At 55.9% G+C, this 17,920-nt stretch carries 18 protein-coding genes; 5 read left to right on the top strand and 13 right to left on the bottom strand.

What is annotated here, in order from left to right; all coding sequences use genetic code 11:
• Window positions 1–24: 24 nt before the first annotated feature.
• On the top strand, window positions 25–966 hold the full coding sequence (locus RGB73_RS05975) for an MBL fold metallo-hydrolase (RefSeq protein WP_310770049.1): 942 nt from the start codon (window positions 25–27) through the stop codon (window positions 964–966).
• 72 nt (window positions 967–1,038) lie between these two features.
• Here the strand turns inward: RGB73_RS05975 and RGB73_RS05970 are convergent, their stop codons facing one another.
• The 6 genes from RGB73_RS05970 to RGB73_RS05945 all read right to left on the bottom strand — a co-directional run bounded on the left by RGB73_RS05970 (window position 1,039) and on the right by RGB73_RS05945 (window position 7,064).
• Window positions 1,039–1,584, bottom strand: coding sequence for a flavodoxin family protein (locus RGB73_RS05970; protein WP_310770047.1), 546 nt, complete (start codon window positions 1,582–1,584; stop codon window positions 1,039–1,041).
• A gap of 5 nt (window positions 1,585–1,589) precedes the next feature.
• The gene (locus RGB73_RS05965; protein WP_310770045.1) at window positions 1,590–2,819 is read right to left on the bottom strand and encodes an MFS transporter; all 1,230 of its coding nucleotides are present in this window, start codon (window positions 2,817–2,819) and stop codon (window positions 1,590–1,592) included.
• A 118-nt stretch (window positions 2,820–2,937) separates the two neighbouring features.
• On the bottom strand, window positions 2,938–4,149 hold the full coding sequence (locus RGB73_RS05960) for an MFS transporter (protein ID WP_310770043.1): 1,212 nt from the start codon (window positions 4,147–4,149) through the stop codon (window positions 2,938–2,940).
• Between the two features lie 68 nt (window positions 4,150–4,217).
• Complete coding sequence (locus RGB73_RS05955; RefSeq protein ID WP_310774157.1) at window positions 4,218–6,008, bottom strand: ABC transporter ATP-binding protein; 1,791 nt, start codon at window positions 6,006–6,008, stop codon at window positions 4,218–4,220.
• Window positions 6,009–6,065: 57 nt separating this feature from the next.
• Complete coding sequence (locus RGB73_RS05950; protein WP_310770041.1) at window positions 6,066–6,602, bottom strand: DUF402 domain-containing protein; 537 nt, start codon at window positions 6,600–6,602, stop codon at window positions 6,066–6,068.
• A 48-nt stretch (window positions 6,603–6,650) separates the two neighbouring features.
• Window positions 6,651–7,064, bottom strand: coding sequence for a GNAT family N-acetyltransferase (locus tag RGB73_RS05945; RefSeq protein WP_310770039.1), 414 nt, complete (start codon window positions 7,062–7,064; stop codon window positions 6,651–6,653).
• Window positions 7,065–7,747: 683 nt separating this feature from the next.
• Here RGB73_RS05945 and RGB73_RS05940 point away from each other — a divergent pair.
• Both RGB73_RS05940 and RGB73_RS05935 read left to right on the top strand, forming a co-directional pair.
• Window positions 7,748–7,900 carry a hypothetical protein gene (locus tag RGB73_RS05940; RefSeq protein ID WP_310770037.1) on the top strand — a complete coding sequence of 51 codons (153 nt, stop codon included), beginning with the start codon at window positions 7,748–7,750 and terminating at the stop codon, window positions 7,898–7,900.
• Window positions 7,901–8,037: 137 nt separating this feature from the next.
• Window positions 8,038–8,196 carry a YrzI family small protein gene (locus tag RGB73_RS05935; protein ID WP_310770035.1) on the top strand — a complete coding sequence of 53 codons (159 nt, stop codon included), beginning with the start codon at window positions 8,038–8,040 and terminating at the stop codon, window positions 8,194–8,196.
• A gap of 24 nt (window positions 8,197–8,220) precedes the next feature.
• Here RGB73_RS05935 and mutY read toward each other — a convergent pair whose 3' ends face one another.
• Window positions 8,221–9,342 carry an A/G-specific adenine glycosylase gene (gene mutY, locus RGB73_RS05930; RefSeq protein ID WP_310770033.1) on the bottom strand — a complete coding sequence of 374 codons (1,122 nt, stop codon included), beginning with the start codon at window positions 9,340–9,342 and terminating at the stop codon, window positions 8,221–8,223.
• 25 nt (window positions 9,343–9,367) lie between these two features.
• Window positions 9,368–9,655 carry a hypothetical protein gene (locus tag RGB73_RS05925; RefSeq protein WP_310770031.1) on the bottom strand — a complete coding sequence of 96 codons (288 nt, stop codon included), beginning with the start codon at window positions 9,653–9,655 and terminating at the stop codon, window positions 9,368–9,370.
• 162 nt (window positions 9,656–9,817) lie between these two features.
• On the opposite strand from RGB73_RS05925, the gene RGB73_RS05920 reads away from it, so the two are divergent.
• Both RGB73_RS05920 and RGB73_RS05915 read left to right on the top strand, forming a co-directional pair.
• Window positions 9,818–10,813 carry a metal-dependent hydrolase gene (locus RGB73_RS05920; RefSeq protein WP_310770029.1) on the top strand — a complete coding sequence of 332 codons (996 nt, stop codon included), beginning with the start codon at window positions 9,818–9,820 and terminating at the stop codon, window positions 10,811–10,813.
• Window positions 10,814–10,960: 147 nt separating this feature from the next.
• Entirely contained in the window at window positions 10,961–11,524 is a 564-nt protein-coding gene (locus tag RGB73_RS05915; protein WP_310770028.1) for a pyridoxamine 5'-phosphate oxidase family protein, read from the top strand.
• 157 nt (window positions 11,525–11,681) lie between these two features.
• Here the strand turns inward: RGB73_RS05915 and mle are convergent, their stop codons facing one another.
• From mle to RGB73_RS05890, 5 genes are all read right to left on the bottom strand, one after another.
• Entirely contained in the window at window positions 11,682–12,533 is an 852-nt protein-coding gene (gene mle / locus RGB73_RS05910) for an alpha/beta fold macrolide esterase (protein ID WP_310770026.1), read from the bottom strand.
• A 282-nt stretch (window positions 12,534–12,815) separates the two neighbouring features.
• Window positions 12,816–13,262: a carboxymuconolactone decarboxylase family protein gene (locus RGB73_RS05905; RefSeq protein WP_310770024.1), complete on the bottom strand. Its 447-nt coding sequence runs from the start codon at window positions 13,260–13,262 to the stop codon at window positions 12,816–12,818.
• Window positions 13,263–13,371: 109 nt separating this feature from the next.
• Window positions 13,372–14,163: a dioxygenase family protein gene (locus tag RGB73_RS05900; protein WP_310770022.1), complete on the bottom strand. Its 792-nt coding sequence runs from the start codon at window positions 14,161–14,163 to the stop codon at window positions 13,372–13,374.
• 170 nt (window positions 14,164–14,333) lie between these two features.
• Complete coding sequence (locus RGB73_RS05895; protein ID WP_310770019.1) at window positions 14,334–16,043, bottom strand: methyl-accepting chemotaxis protein; 1,710 nt, start codon at window positions 16,041–16,043, stop codon at window positions 14,334–14,336.
• Between the two features lie 81 nt (window positions 16,044–16,124).
• Window positions 16,125–17,840 carry a glycerol-3-phosphate dehydrogenase/oxidase gene (locus tag RGB73_RS05890; protein ID WP_310770017.1) on the bottom strand — a complete coding sequence of 572 codons (1,716 nt, stop codon included), beginning with the start codon at window positions 17,838–17,840 and terminating at the stop codon, window positions 16,125–16,127.
• Window positions 17,841–17,920: the final 80 nt, after the last annotated feature.

The following is a 17,920-nucleotide window of genomic DNA, read 5'->3' as shown; positions in this document are numbered from 1 at the left end:
CGCATGGGCTGGAGGGAAGAGAATATGGAGCAGTTTGGTCTGTACCAGGTTTCAATACCGCTGCCTTTCTGGAATGACAGTGTCCATTGCTATCTGGGAAAACGGGAAGGAAAATGGGTCATCGTAGACACAGGACTCGGGACAGACGGTACGCGAAAAGCGTGGGAGGCTGCCTTTGCCATGTACAAGATTGACCCGAGGCGGGATGTGGATCGCATTTTGCTCACCCATCATCATGCGGACCATTTTGGCTTTGCCGGCGTCATGCAGGAATGGACGGGTGCTCCCATTTACCTTAGCGATCAGGAACGGGAGCTGGCCCATTTCGCTTGGACAACCGAGGAGTTTCACACGTTTTACCGTTCCAGCGGCTTGTCGGAAGAAATGGTCTTGCGATTGCAGGAAAATCCTACGGCATTTGTTGGACCCGTCTCTCCCTTCCCCACCGATTTGCAGCGAATCGAAAATGGAAATCGCTTTCATATCGGCGAGCTGCAGTTCGAGGCGATTCATATGCCCGGTCATACGCGAGGACACATCTGTTTTTACGAAAAGCAGCACAAACTGCTCCTCTCTGGCGACCACTTCACACGGGAAACCATCCCGTATATTTCCTATCACGGCTACGGCGATCCCAATCCGCTGAAGACCTACCTGGAGACGCTAAAGAGCATGCAGACTCTGGAAATTGCCGCTGTGCTCCCCGGACATGGCCCTGTATTTTATGATGCACAGGTACGGATCACCGAGCTGATCCGGCATTTTGAGGGACGACTGGATGCTGTACGTTCTTATGCCGGGCACGGAAAAAGCGCCTATGAAATCTCTTTGGACTTGTTTCCCACCAAGCGAAGCGAGTTTCAGCAATGGATTGATCTGGGAGAGACGAATGCCTATTTGCAATATCTCGTGGCAAATGGGGAGCTTCAGGTAAGGGAAGAAGGAGCAGCACACCGTTACAGCTGATAAGCTGGTAGCGGTACAATCGAAAGACAAGCGGCCGTTCCCCCTTGGCGTACAGGGAAACGGCCGCTTTGCTTATTGCTTGGACTTTAGGACTTCGTTCATCAATTTGGCCTGTGCCACTGCATGCCCATCCCCGAGCACATCCCCGGGCTTGTTGCCTTCTCCGAGGAGGTAGCCGGCGTAAGTCATTCCGACGAAGCCGAAAATATACTGGAACTGCTGGATGAGCGGCAGTCCTTTCAACCTCGGTTCATCTCCCCCGACTGCGATCACATACGCCTGCTTTCCGGCCATGGCTTGCTTGAAGCTGTACCGCTTGTCGCGCAGCGTCTGGGACCAGCGATCCACGAAGTTTTTCATATGGCCCGACATCCCGTACCAGTAGATCGGGGTCGCAAACAGAATGACATCATGGGCCAGCACCGCCTCGATCACTCCGTCGTAATCGTCGTCCACCGCAGCGAAGCCGTCCGGGTCATGCCGCTGATCGCAGATGGCCCGAATGTTTTTTTCCCGCAGGCGAATGCTGGTGTGCGGCACACCTTCCAGCACGAGCCGTGTCAGCAGCTCCGTATTCCCTTCTTCTCTCGAGCTGCCTTGCAATACGAGGATGCTCATTGCACTCACTCCGTTTCTTCAATCATCACTGGTCGATACCGGAACAGTCTCATCGCCAGCAGGACGGCAACTCCGAGCACCCCGGCCGACAGAAAGTAGACCTCCCTCGTCCCCAGCCATTCCGCTGCCGCACCCATCACCAGTGCGGACGAGCCGAAGACCAGCGAATCCACAGTGCTTTTTGCCGACAAGACGTACGGAAGTCTTTCCTTGACCACCGCTTGCTGCAGGAGCGTCTGCTTGGCAATCATCTGCATTTCATACAGGGGCCCCAGCGCGAAGGAAAAGAACAACGCCGCCCAGGGATGCGTGCTGCTGCCAAAGCAAAGCGTGATCAGCCCTGAGCCGAGCGTGCCGACGACGATCCAGCGCGGAAGGCTGTGACTGAGCCTGCGGGCATTGGCCAGAAGCAGGGCGCTGCCGACTATGGAGCCGAGCATGTAACCCGCGTTGATGTATCCCCACCACTCTTCGCCTTTCCCCAGCACTTCATTGACGAACGGCAGCATGATCGCCGCGATCCAGACCGCGCCGGACAGTCCGATCAGCACGTCTAGCGCGACGATCAGGCGCAGCTTGGGTGTATCGCGAATCACTCTCCAGCCTGTCAGCCAATTTGTTTCGCCCTGCTTCTCCTCCTGCGATTGCATTGCTTCGCTCCTGCCCATCGGACCGACACCAAGCATCGCTGCTGTCGCAACCACGTATGCCAGTACTGTGCCCCAGCATACACGATCGGCTCCCAGTGTCGCGACGAGCAGTCCTCCTGCTGCCCATCCGACAAAGAAAACCGTTTGATCCGATGCCGCCAAGAGGCCGTTCGCCCGCATCAGCTCCGCTCGTGCCACCACTTGCGGAACGAGCGCATTCCTGGCGGGATTGGCCCATCCGTCCATAAAGGCAATCGCCGCCCCGAGCCCGAGCAAAACCGGCACGGCACGCTCTCCCGCCGAGGAAGCAACAGGCAGCGCCGTCGCCGCGACCGCGAGCAGGACGGTTTTGACGCCCTGGGAAAACACCAGCATGCGCGGCACGGAAAGCCGTCGAAACAGGAGGGGCGCCAACAATCCGCCAACTGACTGTGCCGTCAGGATGACGACCGGAACCAATGCCGTGTACATCGCGGATGCGGTCACCGCGTAAATGGCAGAAATAAACGCGACAATATAAAAAACATCCCCCAGGTTGGCCAGCGTCTGACCACCCCAGAGGCAAATAAACCTTTTATTCCACACAAAAGGTACCTCCTGTCGGTTTTGGACTCTCTCTATCCTCATGAGAAAAGGGGTTAAAACCGACAAAGGGTCACAATGGAGGTACACCTCATTCCCGAAAATTTCCTTTTATTATACGTCAACCGCTGCGTCCCTGTACAGATTGATTCCGGAAAAACGTGTAGTACACCCAGCCGGCATTGATCAAAAGGAACGCGCTGGTCATGAAAAAGACGCCCTCGATTCCGACGTAGCCCGCTATGTAGCCGCCGATCATGGGACCGAGCATGCTGCCGATGCTGACGAAGCTCTGGTTGTAGCCGTATACGCGGCTGACCATGTGGTTCGGCGTCGCTCTGCGCAAGAGAGCATTGACCGACGGCAGCAACCCGCCCAGGGTGAGTCCCAGAATAAAGCGAAGGATGACCAGCTGCCAAACCGTCCCGACGAAGCCTTGGGGGATAAAGATGATCGCGGAGGCGAGCAAGGCGAACAACAGCACTTTTTGCGATCCGAACCGGTCGCCGAGCTGACCCAGACGAGGTGCGGCAAACACGTTTGCCACGCCCATGGCTGCCTGGACGATCCCCGACCACAAAGCCACCCTGCTCAAATCCGAGCCCAGCAGATTGGAGATGTAGATCGGCAGCACCGGTACGATGCTGAACAGGGCGAACTGGATCATCACGGTTACAAAAAAGAGCGCCGGCAGCTCCTTGGACGAGAAGATCATCTGAAAGTCTTCCCGCAGGCTCGACCGGTCCTTTTTCTCTGGTGGGACAAAGTTCTCTTTTACCGTAAACGTAATGACCAGCGTCGCAAGCAAGAGCAGGCAGCCTGTGATGACAAAAATCATGCGAAAACCGATCCGCCCGGCCAAAACGCCGCCAAACAACGGCCCCATGATCGTCCCTGCCGTCACGAACGATTGAAGCATCCCCTGCGCCCAGCCGATCCGCTCCTTGGGCACCGAGGACGCGACAAGGGCCGTACTGGCGGGAATGATCCCTCCCACCAATCCGTTGATCAGGCGCAACGCCAGCAGCTGCCAGAGACTCCCGGCAAAACCGGTGAGCGCTACGGTAATCGACATGAAGTAGCCCGAACGCAAAATCATGATCTTCCGCCCGTACTTGTCGGCCAGATTGCCCCAGATGGGAGAAACCAGACCGGCCGTCAGGAAGTTCGCTCCAAAAATAAGCCCTGCCCAGGTCGTCACCTGATGTTCGTCTGTAATCCCGAAGTCTTGCTGGATATAGAGCGGCAAGAAAGGCATGATCATGCTCATCGCCACCATGACGACGAACAGGGAGCCGCACAGTACGTACAAATTTCGCCGCCATTCCTCCATCGTGAGCTCCTCCCTTCACCCTGCCTTGCTTCCGCCGAAGCAGATGGCGGGAGCAAGACGCTTTCCCTCTAGTCTGCCAAACCTTGCTCCTGCAAAGTCGCACTTCCCAAATCTTGTACGCTCCACAGGCTATGGTACACTCCCTTTCGTTCCAAGAGCTCTTCGTGCCGGCCCTGCTCGACGATCCGCCCTTCCTTCATCACGACGATTTTGTCCGCATGGGTAATGGTCGACAGGCGATGGGCGACGATGATCGTCGTTCTGTCCTTGGTCAGAAGGGCCAGCGATTCCTGGATCATATGCTCCGACTCCAGGTCGAGCGCCGAAGTAGCCTCATCCAAAATCAGAATGCCCGGATCCCGGAGAAATACTCGGGCAATCGCCACTCTCTGCTTTTGGCCTCCAGACAGCTTGACTCCCCTCTCGCCGATTTCGGTATCGTAGCCGTCCGGCAGCTCCGAGATAAAATCGTGGGCGTTCGCGGCCTTTGCTGCGCGAATCACCGCCTCCTCGTCCGCATCGGGATTGCCCATCATAATATTGACCCGGGCCGACTCGCTAAACAGGATGTTGTCCTGCTGCACCATCCCGATGTGGCTGCGCAGACTGCGCTGCTTCACATCCCGCACATCGATGCCGTCGATGGTGATCCGCCCCTCCGTCACGTCCCAAAAACGGGGCAGCAAGCTGATCAATGAAGACTTTCCGCCCCCCGACATGCCGACGATCGCTACGGTTTCCCCCGGCTCAATGGTCAGATTGATACCGTCCAGCACCAGCGGTCCTTCTTCCCGATAGCGGAACGACACGTTTTCGAACCGTACCTCGCCCCGGATTCTTTTCGTCACAGGATCGACTGGCAGCTCCCGGGCTCCCGGACGATCCACGATGTCATACGATTCATCCATAAATTCAAACATCCGATCCATGGATGCGATCGCCTGGGTCAGGACGGTGGACGAGTTCACCAGCCTGCGCAGCGGGACGTAGAGCCTGTCGAGATAGGCGTAAAAGGCGACCAGCGTCCCTACGCTCATCAAACCGCCAATGACCTGGTACCCTGCGTACGAGATGACCAGAAGCGGTGCGATGTCCGTCACGGTGTTGACCACGGAAAACGTTTTGGCATTCCATCGGGTATGGGCAAGCGCCTTGCTGAGAAAATGGTTGTTTTCCTTCGCAAACTGCTTGCTCTCGTGCTCTTCCAAGGCAAAGCTGCGGATCAGCGGCATGCCGTTTACCCGCTCGTACAGATGTCCCTGCAGCCGTGCCAGCGCCGCCGAACGTTCCCTGGTCAGCTGACGTAGCCGCTTGTAGAAATACTTGACCGAGAAGCTGTAGAGCGGAAAGACGATGATCGCCACGATCGTCAGCTCCACATCCATGTAAAACATGATCCCCAGGGAAAGCGCGATCGTGATGGAATCCAGCCACAAATTCATGAGGCCCGTCTCCACAAAGCTCTTGGTCGACTCGACGTCGTTGATTACGCGGGAGATGACTTCCCCCGTCTTCGTGTTGTTGTAATAGCGCATGGAAAGGCGCTGCAAATGGGAGAACAGATGATTGCGAATGTCAAACAGGATGCGGCTCGATACCCACTGCGCGTAGTATTGCCGAATGTACTCGACGGGAGCGCGGACGACCGTAAACAGAAAAAAGGCTCCCGCCATCAGCCAAAACAGCTTCGTCAGCTTTTCCCCTTGAGGAAGGGGACTCGGCAGCAGGTCGTCAATGACGTACTTGATCAAGAGCGGCAACAGCAGCGGAATGGAAAACTTGACAACACCGACCAGGATCGTACCTGCTATCTGTTTCCAGTAGGGCAGGACATAAGACAAATAACGCCTGATGCTCAATTGCACTACGCTCCTTTGCAAACAAGGAAATCCCTCCCCCGACTTACGGGAAAGGGATTATTCCTCATCATCACGTACTAATAAATATCGGTCATACCAACGTTGAACAAAACCACTTTGAAACGGCCCGCGACGTGCACGCACCCAGTCCAATACTTCTCGCAAAGCAGACTGCACTCGTTCCACGACGAAAGGAGGGTAGTTCATCTGTTTGCTGTGCAACAGAAACTCCTCTTCATCCAGAATGGAATACGTCATGTCAGGATAAACCTTCACGTCCAGATCGTAGTCTATGTAACTCAGCAGCTGACCCTTCAGGCTGAATGGCGAACCGATGTTGCAGTAATAGTAAATGCCATCGTCACGAATCATGGCAATGGTATTGAACCACTGGCCTCGGCCAAATGTACAAATAGCCGGTTCGCGCGTACGCCACTCCCGTCCGTCTGCCTCTGTCACCTTGACCCGATCGTTACCCCCAATCACCACCGCATCACTGGTATGAATCAGCGTCGATTTATCCCATATGCGGTGCAACGAATGGTCATGTTTATAACTTTCAATGCGGATATTGGAGCCTGGAGTCGGCGACATGACTCTCCCCTTTCTTCTCTTCTCTATGTGAATGGGGACCCGCTTTCTTTAGGAAGAGAGCTTTTTGGAAAGTGTAACATATTTTTGTAGTTCGTAGCCAAGCGAATGATAAAACGGCAGTACTTCCGGGTTTTCCTGATTTACCATGATCAGGACGCGATTGACGCCACGTTGCTTGAACCGCTTTTCAATCGCTTCCACGAGCTGCCTGCCAATCCCGTTGCCTTGTTCGCTTGGCAGTACGGCCAGTCGGTAAAAAAAGGCGCGAGCCCCATCAATCGTGCCTACCACGACCCCTACAACCTTGCCTTCTTTTTCTGCAACCATCACCAAATCGCTGTCCCATGCCAGTTGTTGGGCCAAATCGTTCAACGACTCCGTGTCCGATTTGTCCAAACCGGTTTCCCGCCAGATGCTTGTAATAGCCGAATAGTCACCGAGTCGAAACGGACGAATCAGCATACGTTGCCTCCTTCGTTACCTTCTTCCACTATTGTACACCACTTGGACAACTTTGTCTTGTCCGTCAGTTGGCAAAGTCACCGTCGATGAGCACCATCGCGGACGTTCGTTTTCTGTGCAACTAACAATTTATTATACAACTCCCTTTTTGCTCGCGCTACCCGCGCAGCGAGGTTGAACGCGCTGCTTCCCGTCCCTTTACCCGAACGGGCTTGCCCGCTGAATTCCCTTGTGAAGCGGCCACTTTTCCCTTCCATTTGCCGCAAGCCGGCTCCGATCCGCGGTTATTTTTCTGAATATATTTTCTTTTTGAAAATGGTCAAAAAAAGCTTTACATCTTGGAAGAATTCCCCTATCCTAAGGATACGATTTCCAAAACCACGACTCGAAAGAAAGGAGGCTGCAATAAAATGATGATGCTGCTTATTGCTATGGATAACTACCAAGATCGTTCCGTTGTTGCTACAACTGAATATCGCAATGCCTCCTGGACGAACGAATCGTAGTGTGTCATTCGTATCTTCGACATTTTCTATTCGTCAAATACCAGACCGCAGGCGTTGCAGCTTGTGGTCTTTGCTTTTCTTTACGCACCCTTTAGACCGCAGGCTATTGTCCGCGGTCTTTTCTTTGCCAACCAATACCCATTTTTTTCCAAAATCTTTGAAGGGAGGTGATTTGACATGGTATTCCACTTTCTTTTCTTCACCATCAAGATCGAACGCAAGCACGCTTCCGCTGCCGAACGCATCGCCGCTTTCGAACGTTCCCGGTACTTGGAGCAGCGCGCCGAGGCTCATGCATTCGAAGCAGCACAACTGATCAGCCGCATCTAATCGCGACAGCTTCATTACCAATCAGGAGGGATGTTTTATGAATAACAGAAGAAAGCGTCAGATGATGAGATTTACAGGAGTCAAATCGATAGACGGCGGCTGACTGACCAATTCCATACAGATGGGAGGGAAATAACATGTACATTCCCATGATATTTTTCACGATCGTGATCGAAAAACGGAAATGGACCCCCGAGCAAAGGGAAGCCAAGTACAGACAGCGATTGGCCATTGCCCAGTTGGAAGAGCGAAAGCGCCAGATTGCCTGTCAGTATCCGGAATTCTGGTTCCGGTAATCAACCCAAGCAAAAAGCGACCGCCTAGTAGCGGTCGCTTTTGTGCTTCATGATCTCGCGAATTTTGTGGTGGGCTATGGGAAAGGTATAGCTGTCCAGCTCGTCTACCGGGACGAAACGGGCGTGCGCAGGCAAATCGTCACCCTCGATCCAGTCGCAAGACCACACCTGCATGTTCCATTGAAGGTGGGAAAACGTATGCTGCACCTCACCGAGAGACTCGAGCACTTCGACATCTACGGCAAACCTCTCGCGCAGTCCTTCGCTCAGGACTTCCTGCTTGGCCGACTCCCGCTCGACCTCCGTCTCGACCATGGGGAATTCCCACATCCCCGCGAGAAGGCCCGTGTCCGGACGCTTGTTGATCAATACAGAACCTTCGCGCATGACGACGCCGACCTGAAGATGGACCGGACGGGGCGGCTTCGCCTTGCCTTTGACCGGCAGCTCCTCCTGCACGCCTTCCTGACGGGCCATGCAGTAGTCAAACACCGGACAGGTCAGGCATTGCGGCGATCGGGGCACACACACCATCGCACCGAGCTCCATCAGCGCCTGGTTAAAGTCGCCCGCCCTCCCCTGCGGGATCACCTGCCGCACAAGATGCTCGATCTTGATCCGGGTGGCGGGCTTCGCGATGTCATCCGTCAGGTAGAGCAGGCGGGAGAACACCCGCATGACGTTGCCGTCGACAGCCGGCTCCGGCTTTTCGTAGGCGATGCTGAGGATCGCGCCTGCCGTATACGGGCCAATTCCTTTGAGCGTGGAGATTTCCTCCGGCGTATCGGGAACGACTCCCCCGTACCTCGCCTGCACCTCGCGAGCCGCTGCTTGCAGGTTGCGGGCGCGGGAGTAGTAGCCCAGGCCTTCCCACGCTTTGAGCACATCTTCTTCCGGCGCTTCCGCCAACGCCCCCACGGTCGGGAATTTCTCCATGAAATTCGCATAATAAGGTTTGACGGTCTCCACCCGCGTCTGCTGCAGCATGATTTCCGACACCCACACCCGGTACGGGTCGCGGTTGATCCGCCATGGCAAATCGCGCTTTTGCGAATCGTACCAGGCCAGCAAATCGGACGAGAAGCCGAAGACGTGAAATTGCTCCGGCAATGTATAAGACAACTCTTTTGATTTTTTTCCTGCCATCTCTGGTTTGTCTGCTCCTTTGTCGTTATTGCTCAATACTGCGAAACGCCCAAACGTGCAGCTTGGCCGCTCCCCCTGTCACGCAATCGCAAAAAGCTGCATCGGCCAATCGCCACGCCTTGATTTGCTCGTACTGCTCTAGGCCCGGCACCTCGAACGCTTCGACGAACAGACCAGGCTGATCGACACCCTCCAGGCAGCGATAGCCAAAAGCGCCCATGGCCGCCAGCCGATCCGGCATCGTTGCGAGCTGCGAAAGAGCTTGCTCACGCTTTTGCGGCTCCAGCTTGTATTCCATGAAAACAGTCAGCATGTGCGATCCCTCCTCTGCAAGGTCAATCTGTACCCATCATACTTTTTTGAGGAAACCGGGACAAGGCCACAATTTTTTTCAAATGGGGCGGGAATTCTCCTGCTTCGCACGCTATAATAAACAGTATACAGCCAGGGAGGAAAGGAGGAGTACGACGAATCCATGGATACCGCCACACACTTCGCCATGGGCTTCGGATTGGCCGGTCTCGCCTATCTCGATCCTGTCGTAGCAACTACTCCGGGACTTGCGGAAGCCGTCATGATCGGCACGGTCATCGGTTCACAAGCACCTGATCTGGACGGACTTGTCCGTGTCCGCGGCACCGCAGCTTACATTCGCAACCATCGGGGCGTATCGCATTCTGTCCCCGCCGTGTTTCTCTGGACAGGTGCATTGTTCGCCCTCATACAGGGATTCATGCCACAAACCTCGTGGCTTCACTTGTTAGGCTGGATTTTTCTGGCGGTCTGCCTGCACGTATTTGTCGACTTGTTCAATTCCTATGGAACCAAGGGGTTGTACCCGTTTCGCGACAAATGGGTCGCGCTGAACGCCATTTTCATTTTTGACCCGTTTATCTTTGCCGCCCATCTGGTGGGCTTTATGCTCTGGGCTGCAGGTCTGGAGCCGGGCAGGCTGTTTCTCTGGATTTACGTGATCATCGCGGTGTACTACTACTGGCGATGCCAGGCGCAGAAGCGCACGACTGAGCTGGTTCGCAGCCGCATCGGCAAGTCCGGCACGTATACGATCATCCCGACGATTTCGTGGACGCAATGGACGTTTGTCGCCAAGACTGAGCATCATTGGTACGTCGGCGAAGTCCACTCCGGGGATGTCGTCGTCCTTGACACGTTTGCGATCAAGCCGGAAAACGAAGTGATCAAAGCTGCCGCGAAAAGCAGCAAAGTGCAGTCCTTCCTCTCTTTTACCCATCATGTGCATGTGGAAACCGCAAAGCGCCCCTTCGGCTATGAAGTGAAGTGGATCGACCTGCGCTACCGCTCGCGTTTTCACGGGAAAAGCCACTATATGTTCGTCGCTGTCGTCTACCTCGATTACGAGCTGCAGATTCGAGACGAATTTGTCGGGTGGATCCACCGCGGGGAAGAACAACTGACCAAAAAAATGGACCCCAACCGCCAGCTTGGATAAATAGGACCGCCGCCCTTGATGTCTCGGGCGGCTTTTTTCATCTGACCTGCTCCTGTAAAGAAGAATTGCCCCTTTTGACCATGGCAAAAACCGCTTACGATAGGGCTACCCGATTTTGAAGGGAACAAGTCAAACGGAGGGGACCCCATGATTCCGATACGTTATTCCAAACGGACATTGACTGATCAAAAGCAAATCGACGCCTTTTTGTCCAAAGCCAAAGTAGGGAATCTCGGCCTGACTGACGGCAGCGTACCCTATATCGTTCCGCTAAACTTTTGCTGGTGGAATGGACATATCTACTTTCACGGCGCGGACTCTGGCCGGAAGGTAGAGCTGATCGACGCCAACAACCGCGTGTGCTTCAGTGTATGCGAAGAGCACGGCACCATCGCAGACCCTGTGCCCGCCCATACAGACACTGCTTATATGAGCGTCTTTCTGTCCGGGACGATCGAACGCGTCGCCGATCCGGAGGAAATGCGCGATGCCATGCAGGCAATGCTCGACAAGTACGTCCCTGGCTACTACCCGGAGCCGCTTTCCTTGCAGCATGTCGTCAAATACCGCTCTTCCATGGGCAGCGTCACGGCTGTCTTTCGGATTACCCCCGACAGCATCACGGCGAAAGGCAACCCCCTGCCGGAGGAAAAGCGCTTCTACCCAGGCAGGACAGTCACCCAGGATCGGGAAAACCGGACTGAGCAATGAGTACGTCCTTTTACAAAACCCGGCTGCGCCATGCCTTTTGGCGGAGCCGCGGTTGTCCTTATACTGGATAGGAATTTTGGAAATTCCTGTCTGGACAAGAAAAGGGTTGCCCCCGGTAAAATACCGGCTGGCAACCCTTTTGGTTGTTCCCTTTTCCTTACTTCGTATGGGCGAAGACCGCCTCGATGATCGTCTCCCAATCATCGCCATGAATTTCATGGCCGGTTCCTTCGAGCGTCAGCAGCTGCGCTCCGGGAATTTCCTGGACGAGCGCCTTGGCATGAGGGAAAGGCAGCACGGTGTCATGCGTCCCGTGAATGACGAGGACGGGGACCCGGATGTCCGCCGGCTTTCCTTCATACATCGCCTGGCTAGGGAGCAAGCCGTGGTTGAACATGCTGAGCAGTTGGTTGGCTCGCCTGAATTCCGCCAGGGTTTGCCGGTAGACCCGCTCTTCCTCAAAGGTATGAGCGGGACCGCACAGCAAGGACGATCCCTTCACCAGATAGCGGACGACCGCTTCTTCATCCGTCCAGTCCAATGCCGCCCCATTCGCATGGTAAGCGAGAATGCTCTCATCCATGCCCGGCAGGTCGTACTGATTCTCTACCGCGCCGTAAAGGCTGGAGGCGATCAGGGTGATCGTCTCGACCCGCTGCGGATATTCGAGAGCGATCACCTGAGCGATCATTCCGCCCAGAGACATTCCGACGAGATGCGCTTTCGAGACCCCGTACGCATCGAGCACGCCAACGGCATCAGCCGCCAGATCAGCCACCGAGTAATGGGAGGTTCCCGGCTGGTAGCAGGTCGAGCGCCCGACGTCACGGTTGTCGTAGCGAATCACGTAGCGTCCCGTATCAGCCAGTAGCTGGCAAAATTCCGTATCCCAATACACCATCGAGCACATGGCTCCCATGATCAGCAGAACCGCCGGATCACGCGGATCGCCAAAGCTCTCTGCGCAAATTTCCACACCGTTTACGTGATGAATCGTTTCTTTTTGCATGCGTCATTCCCCGTTTCATTCGATTGGATATACACTAGGCAATAGTCATACTCAAATAAACCCACCCATTTTATCAAAAAATGAATGAGCTCTCCCGAGAGAATTTGCCCATTATCGCAAGCGAATGAATTGGATAATCATGCTGCGCACGCTCCTCATATGAACTGGCGGGTTTTCACCCTGTTTTCATTGTAGCACAAAAAAATGCGGAACCCGAGAGAAAAGTCCTCCCACGTCCCGCATTTCCTTATGCGAACCGCCAAATGACATTCAGCCCGCCGCTTAAAACACAGCAGGCGCCGTCATTCCGATCGAGATGGCGAGGCGGTTCCACGCGTTGATCGTGTTGATCGCCATGAGCAAAGCCACGTACTGCTGCTCGTCGAAATGCTCCCGTACCTCTGCGTAGAGCTCTTCCGGCACGCCCCTCGTCGAGATCAAGGTCACCGCTTCTGTCAGGGCAAGCGCAGCACGCTCCGCTGCCGTGTAGAACGTCGCTTCACGCCAGGCGTTGAGCAAGTAGATGCGCTGTTCCGTCTCACCCAGCTTGCGGGCGTCTTTCGTATGCATATCCAGGCAAAACGCGCAGCCGTTGATTTGCGAAGTGCGAATCTTGATCAGCTCGATCAGGCTTTTGTCCAGCCCGCTCTCCTGGACGTGCTTTTCCAGCTGCAGCATGGCTTGGTATGCTTGCGGATTGGTGTTTCGGTAATCGATTCTGGCTTTCATGATCATCTTCCCTTTCGGCTCGATTTGGCATTTCAACTCCAAGACGAGAGACGCTTTTATTTTGTGACAAAACAGCGCGCTTTCCGAAAAAAAAGATGGCAGGCAGCGCTCACGCCTCTCCGAACTGCCAAATCGTGTGGCTCAGGCTGCCGTAGCGGAAGCTCATATGCAGACGTTTGGCGACGGGTTGATCGTCCGCCGCGCCCATCGCGTAAAGGAGCGGAACGAAGTGCTCGCTGCCGTATACGGGAACGGCTTTGTCCGCATGTGGGGCAAGCGTGCGGTACTCAGCGAGGTCTGCGACGTTCCACGCGGTCAGTGTCCGGTTCAGCCACTCCTCGAACTCGAGGGACCATTCAAACGCACCGCCGGACGTCTCCCGCATGTCCAGATAAGAAAAATTGTGGATGGTACTGCCGCTGCCGATGATCAGCACATCTTTGGCGCGGAGCGGACTGAGCGCCTTGCCGATCGCGTACTGCTGCTCGGGCTTCAGATTCGGGTTTACGGAAAGTGCAACGACGGGCACATCCGCATTCGGGTACATCATGCGCAGCACGACCCAATGTCCGTGGTCCAACCCGCGCGAGGTGTTCAAGCTGACGGGAACGCCTGCCGCCTGGAGCAGGGACACCGTCTCTTCAGCGATTTCCCGGTCGCCTTTTGCCGGATATTGAATCTCGTACAGCTCCCGCGGAAAACCGCCAAAATCGTGGATCGTGGGAAACGTCTCCATGGTCCCGACTTCCTGTGCAAACGCCTCCCAGTGCGCCGAGAACATCACGATGGCCCGTGGACGGCGCGGCAACAGATTCGGCAGCTGGTTCAGCGCCTGGGTGTAGGAATTGTTCTCGATGGCCAGCATGGGAGAACCATGGGCTATGAAAAGAGATGGCATCATGTTGAATACCCTCCAGTTTATGATTGTGAAGTAAGTTACTTTTTGTAAGTATTATAGCTGATTTCGTTCGCTTACGCTATCTTTTCCTTTCTTCGTCTCTCGGATCAGTGGGTCAGGAACGAAAAAAAGAAAAAACCCTCAAAGCATCTGAGGGCTTATTGCGATCCTCTCTATTCCATTTTCCCCGGCTCCAGCTGAAACCAGCCGACTACCCGTTTCAGCTTCTCCGCCTGCTTTTCCAGCGAGCGGGTCGAAGCCGTCACTTCCTCGCACGATTGCACCTGGATCTGAGTCGCCTCGGCGATCCTGTGCGTCTGCTCCGCGCCTCCTTTTACCACATGGGCCGTCTGCGCGAAGGTGGCGGTCAGCTCCTCGACGCTTGCAGACATTTCCTCCGCGACCGCGGACACCTCCTGCACCTCGCTCGCGATCAGGCTCATCCCGTGCGCAATTTGCTCGAAGGCCGTCTCGGCTTCCTTTACGACCGCTGCACCCCTGTGAATGTCGCCGGACATGCTCTGCATCGTGGCTGCCGCTTCCTCTGCCTCATCCTGCACGCGCCGGATCAAGTCGGCAATCTGCTTCGCAAAGTGATCCGACCGCTCAGCCAGACCGCGTACTTCTTCCGCCACGACTGCGAAGCCTCTGCCCTGCTCTCCTGCCCGCGCTGCCTCGATTGCCGCATTGAGCGCCAGCAGATTGGTCTGGGAAGCAATCTGCGTGATCATCTCGACGATTTGCTGGATCGACTGCGAGCTTTCGCCCAGCTGCCGGATAGCCGTCACAGACTCGTCCGCGGCAGCGGTGATGGCATTCATCTGTTCCGTCGCTTTCCCCAGCGCCGACAGTCCGCCACTCGCATCCTGCTCGGCCTGCACCGACCTTTCCGCCAGGGAAGCTGTCGATTCTGCCACGCGCTGGATCCCCACTGCCATCTCTTCCATGGCTTTGGCGCTCTCCTCGGCACCTGCGACCGTCACTTGCGAGCCCGCCGAAATTTGTTCCATCGCGATCGCGATTTGGTTGCTTGCGGATAGCGTCTCCTGCGCATGGCCGCTTACCTGCTCGGAAGAATGCGTGACGTGGCGGGCGGTTTCATTGACCTGCACGGCAAATTCCCGCAGCTTGCCCCGCATCTCATGGACGTGCCCCGCCAGCTCACCGATCTCGTCCCGGTTTTTCACGATGAGCTCTCCTTCCCCTAACCGGCCTGCGGAGATCAGCTTCACCGTATCTACAACTGCTAGCAGCGGCCGCCGGATATGCCGGGTCAGCACGACGGACAGAACCAGGCTGATCCCCAAAGCTGCTGCCAAGCTGATCACGGTATCCCGCCGCCCTGTCTCGTGCAGGAGTGCGGCCTGAGCAGTGGCCTTGGCCGCTCCTTCCTCGCTCAGGCGAACGAGATTGTCGAGGTATCCTTCCGTCACCTGGAACATCGTGTCCGCCTCCCGGAGCAAATCGGCCGTTTTCACTTCCCCCGACTGCTCCACGAGCGTCTGGTAGGATGCCAAATAGTTGGACCAGGACGCCTTCAGGGATTGAAAGTACTTTTTCTCCTCCTCGCTCTGCGGGTACGAGCCGTACGCATCGAATTGCTGCTGAATCCGCTCAAGCGTCTGATCGGCTTCTCCCTTGACGATGTTTTTCTTGCTCAAATCGTCTGTCATGGCGTACTGAAGCTGCAACGCAAAGAAATGCTCCGTCTCGTATTTTACATTTAAAATGGCGCTCGTCTTGGGAAGCCAGCTTCCGTTGATCTCCTCGGCCTTGCCGTTGATTTGCTCTTCCGTCCGCCAGCCCATCCAGCCCAGAGCTGCCATCACGATCAGCATGCAGGCAAACGCTGCAAACAATTTCGCACCGACTGACCTCTTCATGTTCCTCGCCCCCTTCCAAGCGATTTCCTTCCTCGTGCCTGCTCTGGCTTCGGGGGTAAGCCGAGTCGCCTCTGCCGGCGCCTACAATGCCTTTCGGGCTGTTTGCGGATGAGAGTCCCCCGCGAGCTGATCCTCATTTTCCGGAAGCTGATAGATCGTCTCCAGCAACCGGTTCACGGCTGCCCGTTCCCTCTCCCGCTGCGCGTCGCTCCAGCCCAGCATCGCACCCATCAGACGAATTACCTCGTCTGCCTTTTGTTCCGCCTTTTTGACCTGAAAATACGTCCAGCCCGTGCGCAAGCGCAGGAAATCGACCGCTGTCGCCGTCATCTCCTCTTCGATCGCGTACGACAGCTGCGCGCGGAGAAGCTGCTCCTCGCTCAGCGTCTGGCCCTTCTCAGAGACAGCCTCCAATCGGTCGTAGATATGCAAGACATTCGTGCCGTACGTGTCGACCCACTCTTGTGCAGTGGCTGCATCCACTCCCTTTGCTGCCCCCGTTTTCAACAGCTCGCTTTTGCAGTCCGCATAATGGGTGTGCCCCATGCGTTCGCCGCCGCTGACCACGATCTGGTCCGTGCGGCAGGGGCCAAATTGCCTCCCTTGCGCCCTGGAGAGCTCTCCCGCGACCAGGTCCACCACTTTTTCGGCCATTTTGCGAAAGCCGGTCAGTTTTCCGCCCGCGATCGTGATCAATCCCGAGTCCGAGAGAAAGATCTCGTCCTTGCGGGACAGCTCGGACGGTCCTTTGCCTTCCTCGTAAATAAGCGGGCGCAGCCCTGCCCAGTGCGAGACGACATCTTTTGCTTCCAGCTTCACCCCGGGGAACATGGCATTCACGGCACGGAGCAGATAGTCCCGATCCTCTTTCGTCGTGCGCGGCTGATCAATGTCCAGCTGATACCCGGTATCCGTCGTGCCTACGTACGTGATGTTTCCACGAGGAATGACGAACACCATGCGGCCGTCCGGCGTATCGAAGTAAGCCGACTGCGCGACAGGCAGCTTTTCCTTCTCCACGACCAGATGCACGCCTTTGGTCAAATAGAGCCGTTTTCCCTTGAGCGAACGGTCCAGCTCGCGGATTCCGTCCACCCACGGTCCGGCGGCATTGACGATCTTTTTCGCGTATATCTCGTACGTTTTCCCCGTATGGCGATCCGTCGCCTTGGCTCCAACCACCCGCCCGTCGCGGTAAAGGAACTCGGTCATCTCCGCGTAGTTGACGATGCTCGCCCCTTTGGCCCAAGCCGTCTTCATGATGTCGAGCGTGAGTCTCGCGTCGTCCGTACGGTATTCATAATAATATCCGGCGCCCTTCAAGCCTTCCTTTTTGAGCAAGGGCTCGAGTCGAAGCGTCTCTTCCTTGCCCAGCATTTTCCGCCGTTCCTTGCGCTCTACCCCTGCCAGCCAGTCATAGACATACAACCCGATCGAAGAGGCCAGATAGCCGTACGTGCCCCCCTTGTACACCGGAAGCAGCATGGGCGCTGCGATGACCAGATGAGGCGCGTTTTTGTACAGAATCGCCCGCTCGCGGCCCACCTCCTGAACCAGTTTGACATCCCCCTGCTTCAAATAGCGCAAGCCGCCGTGGATCAGCTTGGTCGAACGGCTGCTGGTGCCGGAGCCGAAGTCGCTCTTTTCCAGGAGTCCGACGCGCAGCCCGCGCAGGCTCGCATCGAGCGCGATTCCCGCCCCTGTGATTCCGCCTCCGATCACGAGCAGGTCCAATTCTTTCTCTGCCATTTCCGTGAGGACAGCAGTCCGATTCTGTGCCGAAAAGTATGAGTCCATCTCCGCTCTCCCTCTCTTCCAGCCTACAGCTGGTTTTTTGCAAACAGAAAAACCCCCATGGAAAAGAGCAACTTGAATAG

Source organism: Brevibacillus brevis, assembly GCF_031583145.1.
Classification (GTDB): Bacteria; Bacillota; Bacilli; order Brevibacillales; family Brevibacillaceae; genus Brevibacillus; species Brevibacillus brevis_E.
This window is presented reverse-complemented; position numbering and strand designations above follow the sequence as displayed.

Bases quoted from the DNA above. Each gene is read 5' to 3' on its own strand.
- RGB73_RS05975 (WP_310770049.1), top strand. From the start codon at position 25: ATGGAGCAGTTTGGTCTGTACCAGGTTTCAATACCGCTGCCTTTCTGG.
- RGB73_RS05970 (WP_310770047.1), bottom strand. From the start codon at position 1,584: ATGAGCATCCTCGTATTGCAAGGCAGCTCGAGAGAAGAAGGGAATACG.
- RGB73_RS05960 (WP_310770043.1), bottom strand. From the start codon at position 4,149: ATGGAGGAATGGCGGCGAAATTTGTACGTACTGTGCGGCTCCCTGTTC.
- RGB73_RS05950 (WP_310770041.1), bottom strand. From the start codon at position 6,602: ATGTCGCCGACTCCAGGCTCCAATATCCGCATTGAAAGTTATAAACAT.
- RGB73_RS05945 (WP_310770039.1), bottom strand. From the start codon at position 7,064: ATGCTGATTCGTCCGTTTCGACTCGGTGACTATTCGGCTATTACAAGC.
- RGB73_RS05940 (WP_310770037.1), top strand. From the start codon at position 7,748: ATGGTATTCCACTTTCTTTTCTTCACCATCAAGATCGAACGCAAGCAC.
- RGB73_RS05935 (WP_310770035.1), top strand. From the start codon at position 8,038: ATGTACATTCCCATGATATTTTTCACGATCGTGATCGAAAAACGGAAA.
- mutY (WP_310770033.1), bottom strand. From the start codon at position 9,342: ATGGCAGGAAAAAAATCAAAAGAGTTGTCTTATACATTGCCGGAGCAA.
- RGB73_RS05925 (WP_310770031.1), bottom strand. From the start codon at position 9,655: ATGCTGACTGTTTTCATGGAATACAAGCTGGAGCCGCAAAAGCGTGAG.
- RGB73_RS05920 (WP_310770029.1), top strand. From the start codon at position 9,818: ATGGATACCGCCACACACTTCGCCATGGGCTTCGGATTGGCCGGTCTC.
- RGB73_RS05915 (WP_310770028.1), top strand. From the start codon at position 10,961: ATGATTCCGATACGTTATTCCAAACGGACATTGACTGATCAAAAGCAA.
- mle (WP_310770026.1), bottom strand. From the start codon at position 12,533: ATGCAAAAAGAAACGATTCATCACGTAAACGGTGTGGAAATTTGCGCA.
- RGB73_RS05905 (WP_310770024.1), bottom strand. From the start codon at position 13,262: ATGAAAGCCAGAATCGATTACCGAAACACCAATCCGCAAGCATACCAA.
- RGB73_RS05900 (WP_310770022.1), bottom strand. From the start codon at position 14,163: ATGATGCCATCTCTTTTCATAGCCCATGGTTCTCCCATGCTGGCCATC.
- RGB73_RS05895 (WP_310770019.1), bottom strand. From the start codon at position 16,043: ATGAAGAGGTCAGTCGGTGCGAAATTGTTTGCAGCGTTTGCCTGCATG.
- RGB73_RS05890 (WP_310770017.1), bottom strand. From the start codon at position 17,840: ATGGACTCATACTTTTCGGCACAGAATCGGACTGCTGTCCTCACGGAA.